An 18,953-nucleotide genomic window follows, 5' to 3' on the forward strand; every position below is an offset into this window, starting at 1 on the left:
ATTCTGACCTTCCTGAACTCTTAAGCTGCAAAAAGGTTTGCTGTTGATCTTATGCCAGTACAAGTCCTAATGCAAAAGGCAAAATGCTATGAAGTTAATCACCCCCTTTAAGAGTGGCCGCTCTGATAAATCTAATACTCAGGATATATTCAAAATACAGTATAGCTTTACAGAAAGAATATAGTGAAAAGGTATTACGCAATATTCCTCAGCATTATGTGCAGTTCCTCAATATACTGTCAGATTGTCCAAGTTGATAGCATGTGCGCAGGTATTATCATAATATATACAAACCGTATGGATGCCGGGAGTAAGATATGTATTTACCGAAGCCGTACTCCATGTATCCCAGTTTGCAAGGTCAGGCATATATAGTGTACCTACATGGACTCCATCTACGTAGATTTGCCGTGTGGAAGTATACCCGGTATCGTTCGCATACCGGAAGGTCAGGGTATGATTACCGGCGGTACTGATATTCACCTGGAATGTAACTTCGTCCCCCTGCTCAGCAAATCCATCCACAAAGCCGCTTCCTGTATATCCTGCATGATTATTATTGGTGGAGACGTTAGTCTTGATGGCATCTTCTGCTTCGTACCTGTTGTCCTTTGGAACTGGTATTGTCCTTTTGATATAAATCATATCCCAGTACTCAAGGCTGGGAACGGTGAAAGATACATAAAATCCTACACTGTCCGTCCCGGTAGTATAATTTAATGCATGCGTAATTCCATGATCGAGATCCGGAGATGCAACATACACTCCAGTAACATCAGCCTCCGGAGACATATAATACTTGACTGCCAAATTGGACTGTTTGACAGGGGTATTCGTCCAGTTCCTCCATCTTGCATCATTTTCGCTTTTCAGATTTATCAAATGAAGTATATCATAGTCTACCGTCATCCTTGTAATATGCCATATTGTTCCAGGGCTTCCATCACCGGAAATTGGCTGATTAGCAATGCTTATATATTGATTTCCCTGATCGCTGTAATTAATATTAGAATCGAATAATAAGTTTTCATATGCAGTAATGAACTTGTAATGCTCCTTCATGCTGGTTTTTAAAGATTCTGACATCACTTTGCTGGTATTGGGATAGTATTCATGGGGCAGCATTGTAACATCATCCAGTCCGGCACCTAATTCAATATGGGTTGCACCGCTGGCTGCAAATGCTGCATTTGCCAGCCGGACAGAAGCTTCATTGAATTCCCCCAACGTCATACAGTCCAAATTGATGGCACCGGTATCACCTCTGTCATAAGCCACCCTTATTGTGTGATTTCCAGCGGTCAGGAACACATTAATATATGCATCATGGACAAATGCATCCCATGTACCCTGAGGATGGAACCCCACTACTCCAATTTTACTTCCATCAACATAAATAGACCTCGTAGCATGATCGCTTCTATTTCCATATTGAAATACCAGTGCGTAATACCTGGACTCGCTTACATTTATATCAAACTGGACATAGTCCCCTTCATGAGCAAAATTTTGGAGAAAACCGGTGCCGCTGTATCCGGGATGATTGGATTCCACATCTACACCGTAATATACGGCATTTTCCGCTTCATATCTATCTCCCGTATTTTCATTGTAGTTCATGTACGCCGCCAATACTAAAGCCTTTTTGCCACTTTTACTCCTCACCTGTTCGATGTAGTTTCTTATGTCATTGTAGTTGTTTGCCTTCCACCAAATCTCACTGTAGTTAAAATCAGTATTCGCGTTGGAGCTAACATCATTTACTGCCCATCCATTCACTGCGCCGTCTACTATATTGAAATCCACATAACTTCTGGAAGGATTATTATTGACCAGGCGAGTTTTTATAGCATTTATCAAGCTGGAAAAGGAATTTTGCAAATCGTATCTGTTTCCAAAATAATCATATACATTGTCCCTCTGCCCCATCTGGTCCATTTGGATGCCATCAAATCCCCCTGCATTAATGCATTCAACATATGCATTTCCGATATAATTCTGCCAGTTGGCATTAGTTGGAGCAAAAAGCCAGAGATATTTACCGTTACCAAAATCCACATTGAGCTGGCTAGCATGATTGGTATCCCAGAAAACTCCCCATGTGGGACTCACACCATAATTGTCATATCCTTCCCTAGCCGCATAAGACATCATATACGCCATGGCCTTGGCATTTTTACTATGGATTGCCGAAATATAGCTCTGCACTGTATTCCATACAATTCTTCTTCCGAATAAATCCTCCCAACTGGCATCAATATTTATGCCATCCGAGCGTGAAATAGGAACTTCATGCCTCCACATCCAATCATAGAATTGGAAGGAATTTATGTAGAAATCCTGCGTCAAAGTATTGATTTGCGTGTCAATGGTGTTTTGAGTGATGTCGCCAAAATCCTGGATGTAACCGTAACGCGGGTATTTAGTCCAATCACTGGATACGTCTACGGCACCTGTTTGATAATCACCGGCATTTGTATATACTTTTATAAGATACCCTTGGTGGTCAATTATTGGTGTCACCCATGAAAATGTAGTAGTTATGTCTTGGCCACTATTTATGGATACTGTCTTGCTGGAAGAATAAACAACAGTCTCGAGATGTGTAATCAATAAATTGAGTGTACCACTCCAATCTCCTATGCCGGTATTGGACAAATCCACGGATATTGTTACGGTATCACCGGGATTATACCTGGCTTTATCGGTATAAACCCTATTCACATGAATATCTGATGCATAAGAGGCATAGCAGTTGATACAATTTGCAAGCAGAATAATAGCAAGTATTGCTATGGCTATCTTACCATGCTCATGAATTTTCATTACCATAAACATCCGATTTTTCTCCTTTCATACCTTTCATTTTCCTTCATTCCGAAAATTCAGGTCCTAATCGCATGATGCAATTTTACTCATAGGGATTTTAAATGTAATTAATTCTTCAAACTTTTCACTCTGACAGAGTTGGATACCAGTAACTTAAGAAAGGAGTATATTATGTAAAGAATACTATATATTATATCTCCATACTTTTTATTCCTTATTATTCCTTTTTATTCCTTTTCAGTTACATTATATCCATTTTCACACAAAAAAAAATGGTCTATTACGAGCATTTTTATACAAAGCCTACTTTTTTATATAATTTTCAATTTAATTGTTGCCTTTACTTATTTAAAATGCATGCATTATCTTTATATTGTTTAGAGGTAAACCGATTATATTTCCTATCATATCTGTATCAAAATTAAAACTTAAGCATCAACTACTGGATTCCATGTTACCTATATCCTTGATATGGTTATATAGATATTCTGTTTCTTATTTTAATTATCCCCACAAAAATCCGATCATCAATAAGACCTTCGAAATGCACAAGGTTATCCGTGCACTACTTCCCTATCGGTTTTTCATGTTTGCTTCTTTTTACACCGTATTTATATCCGTTTCAACAACTCTGATATAAACCATATCCCATACATGTAAGTTAGGTATAGTGAATTTTAATGCTCTACCCCTGGCAAAATTCTCATATTCATATTCCAGCTTTTGCGGAAAACCATTATTTATATCCGGTGATGCCACAAATACATCCTCAACCTCTTCTTCCACCAATGCCCTTACAATGATATTTTTAATCTCCGTGGGCTTGTTCTCTTTAGCCTCATTCCATCTTGGGCTCTTTATTCCGGTAAGATTAACCAAATTAATGATCTTATATCCCGGCTTCTCTTTTATGATGGTCCATATCTTATCGGGCTCTCCGAAGGAAGAAAATGCTCCGTTCTCAAAACGATATTCTTCATTTATCCCGTTTGCATGCGTCATGGACAAATCCTTTAGCAGAGGATCATAAAGAAGGTTGGCGTATCGCACTATAAAGTCATAGTAATTCCTTACTGTCCTTTCAAACCCAGGTCTTAGCTTTCCATACAACACAAAATAAGGATCTGCCAATACGCCATTATTTTCTCCCAAAAGAATACGGTATCCACCACTTGCGAAAATTACGGCTGAAGACAGGAGTAAACTATTTTCAGCATGTTCTGGCTTTATACCGGTATTTTCCAAATATGCGGGTAGATATGCCGCCAATGTCACAGGTTTTTGCCCTAATTCCTTCGCCCTGCTGATTAGTTCATATAGATGAATATAGTTTTCATAGGGGGCCCAGACTTCTATATATATAATATCCTGTCGCGACGGAGCTACAGTTTCAATTGACCAGTTGCCTACCGCATTAAAGCTCAGTCCCAAATCCTCCCTGACAGGCTCCAGTTCTTCCCTTACCTTATTGATAAACATACGGAACTGCTGATCGAGATTCTCCAATTTTCTACGCCCTCCCAGCAGGGAATACGCTTTTTTGGGAAAACCGTATGTATCCATATGTATTCCGTCAAAATCCAACCTGCTTAATGTATCCTTATATTCATTTATTATATGCTTTACCCAGGGGGATTCCGGTGCTATATTCATTATAAACAGCCACTCACCACCCAGGCTGTGGGCATTTCCTGCATTGTCATACAGCGCCCAGTCCTTATGCTCATCAAAAAAATCTTTACTGCCCGCATATATGGCACTATAAGCCAATGCCTTCATCCCATACTTATGGCATAATCTTATTTTTTCTTTAATTGCCTTCAGTGATAATTTTCTTGACAGAGGATCGATGAAATATTCCTCCTCAGGCATCAGTTTATCATGTCTATACATCCAGTCGTAAAACTGTATTACGTTTAAATGGTATTTTGCCATTTGCCTAATATCCTCAGGATCCTGTTCGTCCCCTATGGAAAAATCACTCAAAAACCCGTACCTCGGAGCATATTTCCAACTGGCAACAACATCAAAAGCGGTAGAAAGCGCATGATATCCTTCACCGCCTGCTATCATAACAACGTCTGCTCCATATCCCTGCCATTCGCTCTCTATCTGCTCAAAGCAAAAAACATGTTCTGTCACACATCCAGCCTTTAATACTATATTTGCCGACTGTTCCGCAATTATTTCATCCAAAGCCCTTATGGTGATCTCAAGGACCGCATCTATGTTTTTCTCAGTTTCATTAAACGCTTCTACATATATTTTAATTTCATCCCCGGACAAATACTGTGCTTTTTCCGGATAAACATCTTTAATGTATATTGTTTCTTTTCCTCGCATAAAATCGCCCCTAACTGTTTCATATATTGTTTTCTATCCTTTGATTCCGCCTTCCGAAATGCCTCCGACAACAAAATACTTCTGTGATATCACATAGAGTATTATTACAGGAATAAGCATTAAAATAGATGCTGCAAATACTAGCCCCCATTTTGTGGCATGTTGTCCATGAAGCCTCTGAATCATGATTGGCATAGTAAAAAGTTTTTCATTAGAACCCAAAATCACCTTTGCTGTAAAATAATCATCCCATGTGCCTTGCATCATCATCACGGAAATGGTTGCCAGTGCAGGTTTTGATAAAGGAAGCAATATTTTTGAAAAAATCGTCCAGTGGGAACCTCCATCCATAACAACTGATTCATCCAGTTCCTTGGGGACAGATTCCATAAACCCTCTCAAGAAAAATGTCGTACCGCAAATACCTGTACCTACATACAGCAGGATCAACCCTTGATGTGTAGAGATTAAGTGCAGGCTGTTTAATATTGCAAACTGGGGTATTATGTTTAGCACTCCCGGAACCATTAAAGTAAAAAGATAAATCTTGAATAATGGTTCTCTTCCCTTAAAATTGATTCTGGCAAATCCATAGGCAGATAACGCTGCCAGCGTAACTCCGAAAAAGGTGGTTAAAACCGTCACAACTACACTATTAAAAAAATACCTGCATATCTTCTGCTTGTTTAAAATCTCCAAATAATTATCCCAGACAAATTCCTTCGGGAATAATCGAGGTGGAAAAGGCAGAGAGAAAGTGAATTTTTCAAAGGAATTGCTGACCATGAAAATGAACGGCACAGCAAATATAAACAGACCAAGGACTAAAATAATCATTAATACTATTTGACTTACACTTTTTCTCACGTTCATCTTCTCTTCATATCCTTCCTTAATATTGTTCACTTCTTAAGAATTTATTCAGAATGACAGTCACAATAAATATGCTTATACCGGTAACAAGTCCTATGGCAGCACCCTGGCCAAATTCAAAAAGTGAAAACGACCTGTCATACAATAAATACTGCAGCACACTGGTTCTGCCCTGCGGATCTCCCCCTGTAAGCACAAGCACCTGCAAAAATACATTAAAAGAGCCTATCAGCAACTGCACAATTAAAAAGAAGTGGGTAGGCCTTAAGAGAAGAAATGTAATCTTAGTAAACTTTTGAAAAGCATTTGCCCCTTCTATTTCTGCCGATTCATATAACTCATTAGGTATTCCTTGCAATCCAGCTAGGTAAATAACCATAGCCCAGCCAATATTCTTCCATATTCCAAGGAGCCATATCACAAAGTTACCCGTCCACTCATGTTTTAGCCAGTTTATGTAATCGGGAGCCAGGTGAAGTACATCAACAATGAAATAATTTACCATTCCCCGATTGCCCCCATTAAATAAATACTTAAACACCAGCCCTACGATAATCCATGATGTAATAACCGGAAGATAGTACATGGTCCTGAAAAAGACTTGATTTTTTTTCATCGAATTGATCATAGCCGCAAAAATAAGCCCGAAAAGCATAATGGCAGGCGTTGTTACTACAGCATACAAAATATTATTTCTATAAGCATACCAGAATCTCCGCTGGGGTTCTGTAAAAAGCTCTTTGTAGTTGTCAAACCCGACAAAGTCCATTTTTCCTTCCACAATTTTATATTCAGATAAACTGATCTGAATATTTTTAAGCATGGGATATAAAATGAATACGCATACAAGTATTAACCCCGGCAAAACAAAAGGTAAGGCCTGAGCGACTGTCCTAAGTTCTTGTCGGGTTCGCCTTCTGCCATATCTCATGTTTGTTGATTCAGCATAACTGAGTTTCTCCAATATATTTACCCCCCATCAGGATAGTAAGGGACATTTCTTGTCCCTTACCTCCATTAAAGTATCCTGCAAGACAATTATCAAAGCGCTATTGAATTCTACACTATAAAAGCCTTGCAGCTTTCCCTGTTTCATCCCGTGAGACTTTCTCTCATCTTAGTTTTTTCTATCTCATGCTTTGCTTATCTTATCTCATATGCATATGGTATCTCTTGTAATTCGTTACAGGTTATTTGGTCAGCTCCTGATCTATTAAAACCGCATATTTCTTGAGGCTTTCCTCAGCACTGATTTCTCCCCTTAATACCGGATCGAAAGCATCCTTAATGTACTGCTCAATTACCGATTTCTGTGGGCTTGGTATTCTCGTCATAGCATTATCCAGTTGCTTTAAGTATACGCTCCATACTTCGTTTTCCCTGAACTGCTGGTTTTCCGCTGCTGACTTCAATACAGGCATTTGCCCCATATTTACACCCATAAGCACTTGAACCTCTTCCGATAGCAGGAATTTCATAAATTCAAAAGCTGCTTTTTGATTTTTAGTGCTATTGAACATCACTATACTTTCTCCGCCGGTAATGCTCGCGGACTTTCCATTATATGTGGGAATAAGGGCGGGCACCAAGCCTGTCTCTTTCCAGTCAGCATTGAAAGCGAAAAACCAAGGTCCTTCAAAAAACATCGCATATTCGTCTGTCTTTATGCCATCCCATGCATCAGCCGTCCCGTCAATGTCTTTAACAGTCAGTATTTTATCATTATGAAGCTCTACAATTTTATTAAGTGCGTCAATACTTTGCTGACTGTCAAAATATCCACTAGCTTTGGTATATCCATCATCAGTTAAGACTCCGCCAAACAGCCAGAAATACGGAAGCATATCCCATTCTCCAGCACTGGATACGCTTATTGCATATTTGCCGGGGCTGTTTTTCCTAATAGCCTCAATAAGATCTTCCATTCTCTCCGGTGGGTTGCTTAAGCCTAGCTTTGATAAGTTATTCAGATTGAATACGGCAGCTTTACAGTTGGTGTCCAGTGGCAGCCCATAGTATTTTCCCTGATAAAAATTGCTGTCCAATGTGCTTTGAAAAACTTTGTCTTTCAGCTCTGCGAAACCTTCCATATCATCAAGAGCCACCAAAGCACCCTGCTTTGCAAAACCTGCCAAATGGGTAAGGTCTATCCTTGCCACATCCGGAGTTGTATTTGTACCCATCGCTGTCACAATAAGCTGCTGATACTGGTCATTTCCTTGCGCAACGGCCTCAACTTCGATGTTGGGGAACTTTTCGTGGAACAAGGGTAAAATTGTTTCGTTAAAATAAGGGGTTTCCTTGTCTGCACCATAGTTGTGCCAGAAAGTGATTTTCACTTTTTCTTTCGTTTCGTCATCAGTATTGCTGTCAGGTGAATCTTTGTCCTCAGAAATTCCTTCATCCTGTGTTTTTTCATCGTCCTTCGCAGATGAAGGCTCCTGGGACCGGCAACCTGCCAATACTACTGCCGCCATTAGCATTGCAGCCATAAAAAACGTAATTAATCTTAAATACTTTTTTCTCATACTTTTTCCTCCTTATTTAATTTTATAATTTAGTACACTTGTGGAAAACGAATATGAGCTAGGTTATACTTGCAATGATGGTCTAATTTTGCAAATATGCATATTGCTTGACTAAATTATAACCAGTGGATATAATAGTAGTAAATGTTATATCTAGACTATTTTTGCGCGATATCGACTATTTGGAGATGAAAATATGGTATTAATCTTCGACACTGATATACTCCCAAAAGTTAGATTTATCGGCAGTGTTTCTTATAAAACGCCTTGGGTACACTTTCACAGAAAAATTGACGAATATGTATTATACATCATAAAAAGCGGAGAACTATATATTAAAGAAGCCGATGTAAAATATATACTCAAAAAAGGAGATGTATTGCTTCTTCAATCCAACATACCCCATGAAGGTTATAAATCCTCCTGTTGTGATTACTACTTTGTGCATTTTAAGCACCCGGGCATTGAAGAAGCCGATAACACACTCTCCGATATGCTAGCAAAAGAAATTCTACAGAACAGAAACCTTTTCCTAACCAGCGACTCTCTCTCCGAATCAGATAATTTAAGCAGTATTTGCTATATACCGAAATACTACCACATTAAAAACGAAAGCGTTCTGTTTCATATATTTCATATTTTAGATGAATCCATAGCTGATTATATTAAAAAATATGAGTGTTATAAGAAGATTATCTCATGTAACTTACTAAGGCTGTTTATAACTATATCAAGGGAATACACCTCCACTGAAGTGGAAAACAGCAAAATACACTATTCAAAAACCTACATAAAAGTTAAAAATCTGATAGATTATATTAACACGCACTACAGCGAAAAGCTAACCAGTCAGGATATAGAATCCACGTTTAAGTCCAATTATGACTACTTAAACAGGATTTTCCATTCCATGACAGGCTATACAATTCTGCATTATATTAACAACGTGCGAATAATCAAAGCCAAGGAGCTCATTGAATCCTCATCCATGAACTTTTCTGAGATAGGGTATTTGGTGGGCATCGAAAGCCCATATTACTTCAGCAAGTTATTCAAAAAATATACAGGCTCTACCCCTACGCAATATCTTAAAAAGGTGATGCTCGAAGTACCTGGCAAAACTTAAGGACACCTTTTCCTTTACCGTTTTATATACATAGCTTCCAGAGTAACCAAGAAGAATGTTGCTGTTTTATGCCGGGAACTTGTGACAATAAATCGCTCTGAATTGCCATGCTTTCCCGCAATCCCTTAAACTACAGTACCTTGCAGTACATGAATGTAGGCTGAAACCCTCAGCGACAATCTTTTTGATAGTATATATGGACATAAAAACCTTACTTTTGGATCACTTCTTTAAGCCTGCCAGGCCTCATTATTAATCAGCTTTTGCTTTCATCAATTCTGCATATTTTAATATGTTTTCTCCCAATACCCTTGCCTGCCTCAATCTGTTTTCCTGCATTTTAATATCGCCAGGTTTATCCGCTTTTGCAGACAGGCCATTGATTTCACAAGGGACACAGAGTGCACCTGAGGATAAATAGTAATTGTGTATTATTGAAAGTGCAAGGCTTTGTCCTCCGCCTTCCCCTCTACCGACGGCGATAGCTCCTCCCAACTTTCCTGCCAGCAGTTTTCTGTTATTAAACACAAAGCTTCTGTCAAATAAAGCCTTGAGCTGTGCCGTTACGTTCCTGTAATACACAGGAGTACCAATAATCAAAGCATCACAGTGTTCAAACTCCCTCAGTAGAAATTCCATATCATCGCCTTCAATGACACATTTCCCGGTTTCGATGCAGGTTTCACAGCCTATACAGGGATTTATGGTTTTGCTGCTTAAGAAGAACTCTGATACCTCCCACCCTTTTTCATAAAAAGGCTGTAATGCCTGCCTGACTAAAACCTCTGTATTGCCGTCCTTTCTAGGACTGCCTGATATTCCTACAACTTTCATATCACTTCATCCCCCTTTATATGAACTAAACTAAACGCTGTTTATTGCTCAAGCTATTGAACATTGGTAATTATCCAGAACATATTAATATGTTTCACCTAATAAAAGTTACGACTACAATGCCATAAAGCGCCACTTCACTATTGTAAAATACTTAAATTTTAGTTTTGGGTTTTTCATCACACATATAAAATCAAAGCCATTATAGCATGATCAATAATCATTTTCTCTTGACTTCTCCAATCATCCGATAATTTCTGGCTTGAAAAATTCCTCTCAAAATTCTAAAAGCCATCGGTATTTCTTTTGTCTTTCAGACGCCTCAACTCTTCTTCGAATTCTGTTTTGAAGCATGGAAATCTGGAAAGAAGAAAACAGACCTTATGCAGTTCAGAAAAGCTGTTATTTAAGCCTTGATTTAATACAACACTTGTGGAAGTCCCACCTTCCCACTATGATGCAGCCATTTCAGATATTTGGGCTTTAGCTAATCACTTATTTCTGCCTGCATGTTGCCAAAAAACTCAAAAAGATAGATTTAATGGAGTGCAATATAGCTTCCGTCAATATCGCACCCCAATTATTCTTTGGATATTCTATTTGATCTATCCGCGTTATATTCGCCATCCGCAAAGTCTTCCTTCAAAATGGTATGACAACAATTGAATATTTCAGTTGAAAACCGGATAAAGCCTAGAAAAGGCTTTATGTAAAATTATTAATTGACAATGGGTCAAAATACTCCTTGAAATTTGAACCAAATTAATCACAAAATTTGTGCAACAGCGGACAGTATTTTCCATTTCATTACATTAGCATCGCCTTATGTATTCTATGAGCGCGGTTTCAACTTCCGGTTTCCATAAACCAAACTGCACAACTCTTAAGCAATTACCGCTTTTATTTTAATTTGTAATCAATATTTATCTATACCTTTTTTTGTCTGTCAACTTAAGCAAAACTCCAAGAGAAGCAGCTATCATAAGCACAATAAGCGTTACAATAACCGGATTATGCTTAAATGCTTCAAACAGCTGCATGGTTACCTCGTAATGCAAATTACTCCACCCCATTTCCATATACTTAGAATACTTTATCCATTTGTGCCTTTTATTCTATGGCTTACTGATGCCGCAATTATAATATTGCTTTTTACATATTATACATCTTATGGATAAATTTCCAACAGAAAATATAATATCATATATTATAAAAATGTAAAATGCCAATTATATTACCCCGAAGATGAAAGACCGCAAAACCTGTCGTTATCTTTCAAACATCCAATATAAACAGATTATTTCCTACCTAATACAATTAATTGTCGCAAAACAAGCATTTTGAAATTTATATCGATGTAATACTCTAGAATATTTATAAGCAGCAAACAACCTGAAAGATATGATGGTAAAAAACGCCTATTTTAGAACGAGGTTGATATGAAAATATACCGGCATAATAGAAAAAAACAGCAGGGTATCTCTCTTTTTCCCTGCTTTAATACATACTCCCTTATCCGGCTATATAAAAAACATATATCCCTGATCTTTTTTATGTTTCTCTGCTTCTGTCAGCAAATCATACAGGGTTATTTGCTTCAAAGCTTTTAAAACTGCGTTATCAAGCGCATCAAACACGCACATGCGCATAGCTGCTTCGATTTCAGGGGCTTTATCCGGCACTGTCTCCTCCGCAGGCTCAAAAAGGGAAAGCTCAACAGCGGACAACACATCAAACACAGTTATTTTCTGGGGCATTTGGGTCAATTGATAACCACCCTGCGCTCCTTTTACGGAGTTTACAATGCCTCCTCTTTTCAAAAGGGAAAAAACCTGCTCCAGATAGATTTTGGATATCCCCAGTTTTTCTGAAATACTGATCACGGTAATATACTCGCCACTATTGTAATCCTCTGCCATGCTTATCATGGCAGCCAGCGCGTAACGCCCTTTTGCGGATATTCTCATAGGTTTTTCATTCCTTTTCTAAGACACACAGTAAAATTCATACTAATAATATACGCAATAAATGATATGGTAAAACAGAATTATTGTCAACATACTATTGTTCCTTTTACAGAGACAAAAGACCTCCCGGCATTATGCCAAAATCACATATATTGCATGATCAATGGGGCTTAAAGAAAGGAATCACACACTTTCTGAAATTTACAATAAGGCGTCGGCTTGACCAGAAAAGTATTTCCCGACATCATTAAAAGCCTAAAATATACAATAAGGCAAATTACCTGAACGGAAAAGCATTTCCCGGCTTCATAAAAAAAAGAAGAGGTATTTTCCGCATGAAATATCTCTTCTTTCGCCTAAGTGAAATTTCATATACATGTTTGGTCATGGATAAATTCAATTTTTTTAGAGATTGGCAGAGTATTCAGGCTTCACGCTTCCGGTTTCCAATGCCAGCAAATAATCACCCCATCTTGAGGCCCATTCGCGCAAATCCTGCACGCTGAGAGGCTCAGGTGTTTTGGAGTCTTTGTGTTCGGCAATTTTTTCTGCAAGACTGAAATAAACTTTCGCCTGCGCTGAATCCGGTGCTGCCTCAATCGTCGTTTTTCCCTGAAGCTCGCATTGTGTCACCGTTACAGACCGGGGTATATATTCCACCACCCGGGTCTTTGTCCTGCTCACGAAGTCATCTATGATCTCCCGGGCATAGGGCGCGTTGATGGAATTGGCAATAACCCCTCCTAAAAGTGCGCCGCCCGCATTGGAATATTTTTTGATACCCCTGAAAAGATTGTTTGCCGCATATATGGCCATGAAATCAGCCGAGGAAACGGTGAACACATGCTCCGCGATGCCTTCGCGGATTGGCACGGCAAAACCGCCGCACACGACATCTCCAAGAACATCATAAATTACAAAGTCCAGATCCAATTCTTCAAAAATGCGCTGCTGCTTGAACAGCTCCACTGCAGTGATGATGCCGCGTCCGGCACAGCCTACTCCCGGAGCAGGACCCCCGGCTTCTACGCAGTATACTCCGTTGAATCCTTCAAATATCACTTCATGAGCGTTGACTGTGCTTTTCTCCCGAAGCGTGTCAAGAACAGTGGGAATATAGCTTCCATTGCGAAGGGTGTTGGTCGAATCGCTTTTGGGATCGCAACCAAACTGCATCACCTTATATCCAAGCTTTGACAAGGCGGCGGTGAGATTGGAAGTGGTTGTGGACTTTCCGATGCCGCCCTTTCCGTAAATTGCGATTTGTGTTGTTTTTTTTGCCATGGTTTTATTCCTCCGGTACTGTGAAATTAGTTTTTGCAAAATATTTAGCCAGCTTTGATAGTGCGCTGTCAATTAAATCGGGCTGCTCAAAAACCGATATCCTGTTTTTCTCCAATGCCCTTTTTGCTGTAATTCCGATGCGTGAGACCAATACGGCGGCACAGTCACCAAGCGCGCTGACGGTGGCCTCCAATGATTCCTGTGAATGATCTCCGCTCATGCAAAGACGGGCAACAGGACGTTTTTCCAAAAAGGTATATGTCCCATCCGGTGCTATGTCTACAATTAAAAACTCCTTTGCTCTTCCGAAATGCTCATTTACAACCTTTCCATCCAGGCTCGCTACGGCAACTCGCCAGTTCCCTTTCATATCAATTTCCCTCCACCGCCATTTTAAGTTTATCTATCCACCATAGGCGTTATGAAACGCCAGGTTGCATGCCGATATCCAAAGCTTGCTCATCTGCCTGCGCTTAGAATAATTGCTTGGCCTGATCATTCGTAAGGTATGTTGTCCAACAGAATAAAGCTGTTTTCCTGTAAAGCTTTGACGTCCACGTCGGAATCCAGCATACCGACTTTCTGAAGCTGGGGAGCAACGATTCCGAATATTTCGTAAGCTTTGCTATAAGAAGGAATGTAGTTGAAGGTCTTTAGCACTTCGGCATTCACCTTGGCATCACCCGCAACCCATTTATTTTCGACCTGGATGTGTGCGACCTCATCCTTGTTTTCCTGCACCCATGCGCTGGCTTTCTGCATGGCACGGGTATACTTGGCAGCTATTTCAGGATGCTCCCGTGCGATGTTTTCACGCACAAAGGCGGAGCAGCAGTATTGATCCTTGTAAGGTTCATCTAAGGCAGAATCGAAGATCACCTCAAGATCATTTTCTCTTGCTGCGATGGTGGCAGAAGGATCATTCATCGCAATGGCATCCACTGCGCCGTTTTCAAGGGCAAGCGGCAGATCCGCGCTGGAGTAAACTACAAACTCCACCTCCGGGTTCTTGACGGTGACATTGACTCCGTTGTCGGCAAGCACACGCTTGGCATAAATATACGGACTTGCGGTATAGCTGGATACACCTACCTTTTTACCGATAAAGTCCTTCGGACTTTTGATGCCCGAGTCCTTTTTGACTAAGACCTTGTCGCAGCCAGTATGAAGCCCTGTGGTTATTTTGACGGGAAGTCCGTTGGAGAGAGGTTGTATCATGCTGGCAAGCAGCGAGAACCCGGCATCGATCTGTCCTGCCGTAACTGCATCAAACGTGGTTCCGGAAGCCAGTTTGATAAGCTCCACCTTCAAGCCTTCCTGCTCGAAAAATCCCTTTTCCACTGCCATATGCAAAGGTGCTTCGCACAAACTTCCACCCCATCCGATCTTTAAAACGAAATCCTGATCGGGGTCAGCCTTCTGCTGTCCGCTCGTCGATGACGTCGCCAGAGATTCCGTCGCCCCGGCTTGTTCTTTCGTGGATTCAGGAGTATTCGACGGAGTTTTTTGTGAGGAGCAGGCTGAGATAATAAAAGCCAACATTAATAAAGCCAAAATTGAAGATAAAATTCGTATGCTTTTTTTAGATATTTTCATAATATCCATCCTTTCCATTCATTTATTTTCAGCAAGCTGCAGTACATATCGCCTTAAACTCTAAAGTTGGGCTTTATGGAATCAACATATATGAGTTTTTATTGAAATCAGCGGCAAAACATCTTAAATCCCGCTTAAACCCATAGCAAATTCATATCCAAATCAATAAAAGTCCTTTAGCTGCAAATCAGTACAATGTCACAGGTAATATTGAATTTCTTCGTGTTTTCCTGCGTAGTCCAGAATTTTAAGTATCCTGGCGCGCAGCTGCAGGAAATCGGGCAGATCCCTTGCCCGCGGGCGTCCTATCCCCACCGTGATGATGCTCTCGATCCTTGCCGGCCGAGGTGACATTACAAAGATCCTATCGCTTAAGTAAATCGCTTCATCCACGTCATGGGTCACCATTACCGTGGTTGTCCCGCGTTCCTGCCATATCTTGATCAACTCGTCCTGCATATTCATACGGGTAAAGGCGTCAAGAGCTCCGAAAGGTTCATCGAGCAGGAGGACCTTGGGATGGTTCACCAATGCCCTGGCCAAAGCCGCCCTCTGTGCCATTCCACCAGAAAGCTGGTGCGGATAGGCCTTTTCAAAGCCTTCCAGGCCGACAAGGCGTATGAAATCATGCACTTCCTTTTTCTTCTCATGATAAATGTTGCGGATCTTTAATCCAAAAGCTATGTTGTCATACACGGTCAACCAAGGGAAAAGAGTCGGGTCCTGGAACACGAGTCCCCTTTCATAGCCAGCACCTGTGATGGGAACGCCGTCGATGAAAAATGAACCCTCATCCGGTGCGATAAGCCCTGCCAACAGCCTTAGAAATGTGGATTTTCCGCAGCCGGAAGGACCGATCAGCGAGACGAATTCTCCCGCCTTTATTTCTACGTTTACATTGTTCAGGGCGACGACGGTCTCACCATCCGGCCGGATGAATTCCTTTCTCAAATTTTCAGCCCGGATGTGGCCTGTTGCATGTTCTACCATTTGATGACCCCCTTCTGCCAACCCAGTACCCGGTCACGCACTTTAAACAAAAGGGTGACAATCAGGGAAAAGGTCAAGGCTATTACTATAAGTCCCGCATAGACGTTGGGGTAGGAGAGCATATCCTTTTGCCAGTTGATATACCAGCCTATTCCGAACTTCACACCCATCATTTCGGCCGTCATCAGGGTGATGAATGACGCACTCGTTCCGTTGAATATGCCTATGAAAATGCTGGGCATCGCTGCAGGCAGCGCAACTTTGAAGATTTTATGCCTCACTTTTGCCCCCAATGTGCTGGAAACTTCAAAATATGAGTTCTTAACATTCGATATGCCGGAGCTTGTCAGAACCGTTGTCGGGAACCATACGGCAAGGGAGATTAAGAAAGCGCTTGCGGCAAAGGAGGTGGGAAAGGTTACGAGGGCTATGGGAACCCACGCCGTTGACGGAATTGGACCTATGATTTTTATCAGAGGATTTACCCAATAGCTCCATTTTTTGCTCCAGCCCACCAGTATACCGGTCGTCATGCCTGCCAGGGCACCGATAGCATAGCCCGTCGCCAGGAGTCTCAGGGAATATCCCAGGCATTTCAGCATGAACAGCCCATCGTCTACAAAAACTTTTAATATGCGGTCGGGGCTGGGAAAGTAAATGGGCTGCAGCAGCATCAGCTTGAGTGTCGCGATGTTCAACAGGTTCAATAACAGCAGGAATGCTGCGATAAACCACGCCTTGTGGGCATATTTCTCCCGCACCTTCTTTACCCGCAGCGACAACACTGCGATGCCCAGTGTAACCGCAAGAATAGCGGTAAGCACTATTGTGAAATAAGGAAACGGCTTCAGTGTATATTTAGGGCTATTCGGGATAAGCAGATGGGCCAGCAGAGCGCAAACAGCACTTATGGACGGAACCAGGGTTCTAAAGTCAAATGCTGCTTGGCTCCTTCTCTCCATATGCTTATCCGAGTGCTCAACCGGCTTATTTGATTGCTCTGTTATCTCATATATCCTATCAACATTTTGCACAGTAACACCTCCTCCATATTACACTGCATCCGGATTTTTTATATAGGTAAACGGATCCTTTTGATACCATTCCTTCTTAAAGGGAAGTCTGGTATATTGAGAAAGCTTTTTGTTAAATTGATAGTTCCTTACAACCATATTCAGACGCCTTGCCACTTCATAAACGCCCGAATAGCCCATATAATTGTAGCTTGGCCCGAAGAGCGGCAGTATTGGAATACCGTGCTTCGCAGCTATGTTGTTTCCGCCCACATGGGCAATCAGCACATCCGGCTTCAATCGGTTCAAAAGGTTTGACTGTTCAAACGGCTGGTTGGTAGCGACATCGATGAGTACATCATCTATATTTTCAAGAGCATCAAAGATAGGCTCGATAAACTGGTCAAAGTGGTGAGCCTTAAAGCCAATCACTTTCATTCCAAGATCCTGCAAAATTTCAGCGGTGGCGATGATCCGGACCTCACCCCCCGCAAGGAATGCACTTTTGCCTGAAAGGGTTCTGCGAAAAGGCTCCAGGCTTTCGTCCAGCAGCTTGTTCTCCAACTCGATAAGCCGTCTTGCTTCCTCCTCAAAGCCAAAATGTTCAGCAATCTTTAGTATCCAGCGGTCGGTGTTTTTTCTTCCGATGGGTATGGTATCCACCAGAAAAGGAATGTTATATTTTTCTTTCAAATGCTCGACAAAATAATCGTCATGGGTGCCGCAGATGCTCACATTGAGCGAACTCTCCAAGGAGTACTCAAAATCTTCAGGCTCTGCATAGCAAGGAATAAAGGTTACATTGAGGCCGATGGCGTTAAGAAGCCTTTGAAGCTCCAACTCATCCTGCCGGCTCATCGAACCGACATTCAGCACGTTTACATTGCGGCTGATGCGATACTGCTCCTTGATTTTCTCAATATCCGGCTCGGCAATATACTCCCGCCTGTCGGGCTTTTTTACATATTTTTTCAGGATACCGTGATATACTGCGTCATATGCCGTCGCCATCACCTTTGTCTTAAAACCTTCACAGTGGATGGGCACAATGCTGGCAGCAGTCTGTGCATCCAGGTCGGCAAGGATGCTGTCGATGTCGTCGCCGATCAAAGCCGGAACGCATCCGTTTGCCACGATGATGGTCTCCGGCCGGAACTCACGGTCGGCAAAGAGGACGGCTTCCCGAAGCTTGCGCTCTCCGCCGGTTATGACATCGGCCTCATCAAGGTTGGTTGAGAGCCATATAACACCCTCAGCCAAAGGATCGCGCAAACGCTTGAGGGTTTGATTTACTCCTACATTGTTGATACTGCAAGCGCCGCATCCTATCGGTGCATGCATGATAATCACTGCGTTTCTCAGCGTATTCAATATTGCCAGGCTTAAGGTGAACTGGCAGCCCTGTGTCTGGGTAAACCTCCTGTCGGCTAGATTCAGGCAGCCTTTTCCCGAAAAGCATCCTTCCTTTATACGGTTTTTTATATCCGCGCAGGTACCGCCAAAGGCGATATTTGCTTTCAGCCTGTCTTCACGCGCGGGCGCTGATTTAGCGTTCAAATAATTCATTCTA

Annotated in this window: 15 protein-coding genes; 1 reads left to right on the forward strand and 14 read right to left on the reverse strand. The window is 41.3% G+C overall.

Annotation, left to right across the window (positions count from 1 at the left end):
* Nucleotides 1-228: 228 nt before the first annotated feature.
* The 5 genes from CDO33_RS17040 to CDO33_RS17060 form a co-directional block, all read right to left on the reverse strand.
* A complete protein-coding gene (locus CDO33_RS17040) occupies nucleotides 229-2,838 on the reverse strand; it encodes a glycoside hydrolase family 66 protein (RefSeq protein WP_103079841.1) in 2,610 nt (869 codons plus the stop codon).
* A gap of 591 nt (nucleotides 2,839-3,429) precedes the next feature.
* Entirely contained in the window at nucleotides 3,430-5,172 is a 1,743-nt protein-coding gene (locus CDO33_RS17045) for a glycoside hydrolase family 66 protein (protein WP_103079842.1), read from the reverse strand.
* Nucleotides 5,173-5,205: 33 nt separating this feature from the next.
* Complete coding sequence (locus CDO33_RS17050; protein ID WP_202972407.1) at nucleotides 5,206-6,078, reverse strand: carbohydrate ABC transporter permease; 873 nt, start codon at nucleotides 6,076-6,078, stop codon at nucleotides 5,206-5,208.
* Nucleotides 6,065-7,009 carry a carbohydrate ABC transporter permease gene (locus tag CDO33_RS17055; RefSeq protein WP_103079843.1) on the reverse strand — a complete coding sequence of 315 codons (945 nt, stop codon included), beginning with the start codon at nucleotides 7,007-7,009 and terminating at the stop codon, nucleotides 6,065-6,067. The genes CDO33_RS17050 and CDO33_RS17055 overlap by 14 nt, the downstream gene beginning before the upstream one ends.
* A 226-nt stretch (nucleotides 7,010-7,235) precedes the next feature.
* A complete protein-coding gene (locus CDO33_RS17060; RefSeq protein WP_103079844.1) occupies nucleotides 7,236-8,573 on the reverse strand; it encodes an extracellular solute-binding protein in 1,338 nt (445 codons plus the stop codon).
* A gap of 196 nt (nucleotides 8,574-8,769) precedes the next feature.
* Between CDO33_RS17060 and CDO33_RS17065 the strand changes: the two genes are divergently transcribed.
* Complete coding sequence (locus CDO33_RS17065; protein ID WP_103079845.1) at nucleotides 8,770-9,699, forward strand: AraC family transcriptional regulator; 930 nt, start codon at nucleotides 8,770-8,772, stop codon at nucleotides 9,697-9,699.
* Nucleotides 9,700-9,951: 252 nt separating this feature from the next.
* Here the strand turns inward: CDO33_RS17065 and CDO33_RS17070 are convergent, their stop codons facing one another.
* The 9 genes from CDO33_RS17070 to CDO33_RS17105 all read right to left on the reverse strand — a co-directional run bounded on the left by CDO33_RS17070 (nucleotide 9,952) and on the right by CDO33_RS17105 (nucleotide 18,949).
* Entirely contained in the window at nucleotides 9,952-10,533 is a 582-nt protein-coding gene (locus tag CDO33_RS17070; protein WP_103079846.1) for a flavodoxin family protein, read from the reverse strand.
* 923 nt (nucleotides 10,534-11,456) lie between these two features.
* Nucleotides 11,457-11,591 (reverse strand): hypothetical protein, encoded by a 135-nt coding sequence (locus CDO33_RS21530; RefSeq protein ID WP_274540070.1) that lies wholly within the window; start codon nucleotides 11,589-11,591, stop codon nucleotides 11,457-11,459.
* Nucleotides 11,592-12,053: 462 nt separating this feature from the next.
* Nucleotides 12,054-12,500: an RrF2 family transcriptional regulator gene (locus tag CDO33_RS17075; protein ID WP_103079847.1), complete on the reverse strand. Its 447-nt coding sequence runs from the start codon at nucleotides 12,498-12,500 to the stop codon at nucleotides 12,054-12,056.
* 405 nt (nucleotides 12,501-12,905) lie between these two features.
* A complete protein-coding gene (nifH, locus tag CDO33_RS17080; RefSeq protein ID WP_103079848.1) occupies nucleotides 12,906-13,784 on the reverse strand; it encodes a nitrogenase iron protein in 879 nt (292 codons plus the stop codon).
* Between the two features lie 4 nt (nucleotides 13,785-13,788).
* Nucleotides 13,789-14,154, reverse strand: a complete 366-nt coding sequence (locus CDO33_RS17085; protein WP_103079849.1) for a NifB/NifX family molybdenum-iron cluster-binding protein — start codon at nucleotides 14,152-14,154, stop codon at nucleotides 13,789-13,791.
* Between the two features lie 125 nt (nucleotides 14,155-14,279).
* Nucleotides 14,280-15,380 carry an ABC transporter substrate-binding protein gene (locus tag CDO33_RS17090; RefSeq protein ID WP_202849461.1) on the reverse strand — a complete coding sequence of 367 codons (1,101 nt, stop codon included), beginning with the start codon at nucleotides 15,378-15,380 and terminating at the stop codon, nucleotides 14,280-14,282.
* Nucleotides 15,381-15,578: 198 nt separating this feature from the next.
* The gene (locus CDO33_RS17095) at nucleotides 15,579-16,370 is read right to left on the reverse strand and encodes an ABC transporter ATP-binding protein (protein ID WP_103079850.1); all 792 of its coding nucleotides are present in this window, start codon (nucleotides 16,368-16,370) and stop codon (nucleotides 15,579-15,581) included.
* Nucleotides 16,364-17,404, reverse strand: a complete 1,041-nt coding sequence (locus tag CDO33_RS17100; RefSeq protein ID WP_202849462.1) for an ABC transporter permease — start codon at nucleotides 17,402-17,404, stop codon at nucleotides 16,364-16,366. Before CDO33_RS17100 ends, CDO33_RS17095 begins: the two co-directional genes overlap by 7 nt.
* A gap of 18 nt (nucleotides 17,405-17,422) precedes the next feature.
* Nucleotides 17,423-18,949 (reverse strand): nitrogenase component 1, encoded by a 1,527-nt coding sequence (locus tag CDO33_RS17105; RefSeq protein ID WP_103079851.1) that lies wholly within the window; start codon nucleotides 18,947-18,949, stop codon nucleotides 17,423-17,425.
* Nucleotides 18,950-18,953 lie beyond the last annotated feature (4 nt).

The sequence above is a fragment of the Clostridium thermosuccinogenes genome (assembly GCF_002896855.1).
Classification (GTDB): Bacteria; Bacillota; Clostridia; order Acetivibrionales; family DSM-5807; genus Pseudoclostridium; species Pseudoclostridium thermosuccinogenes.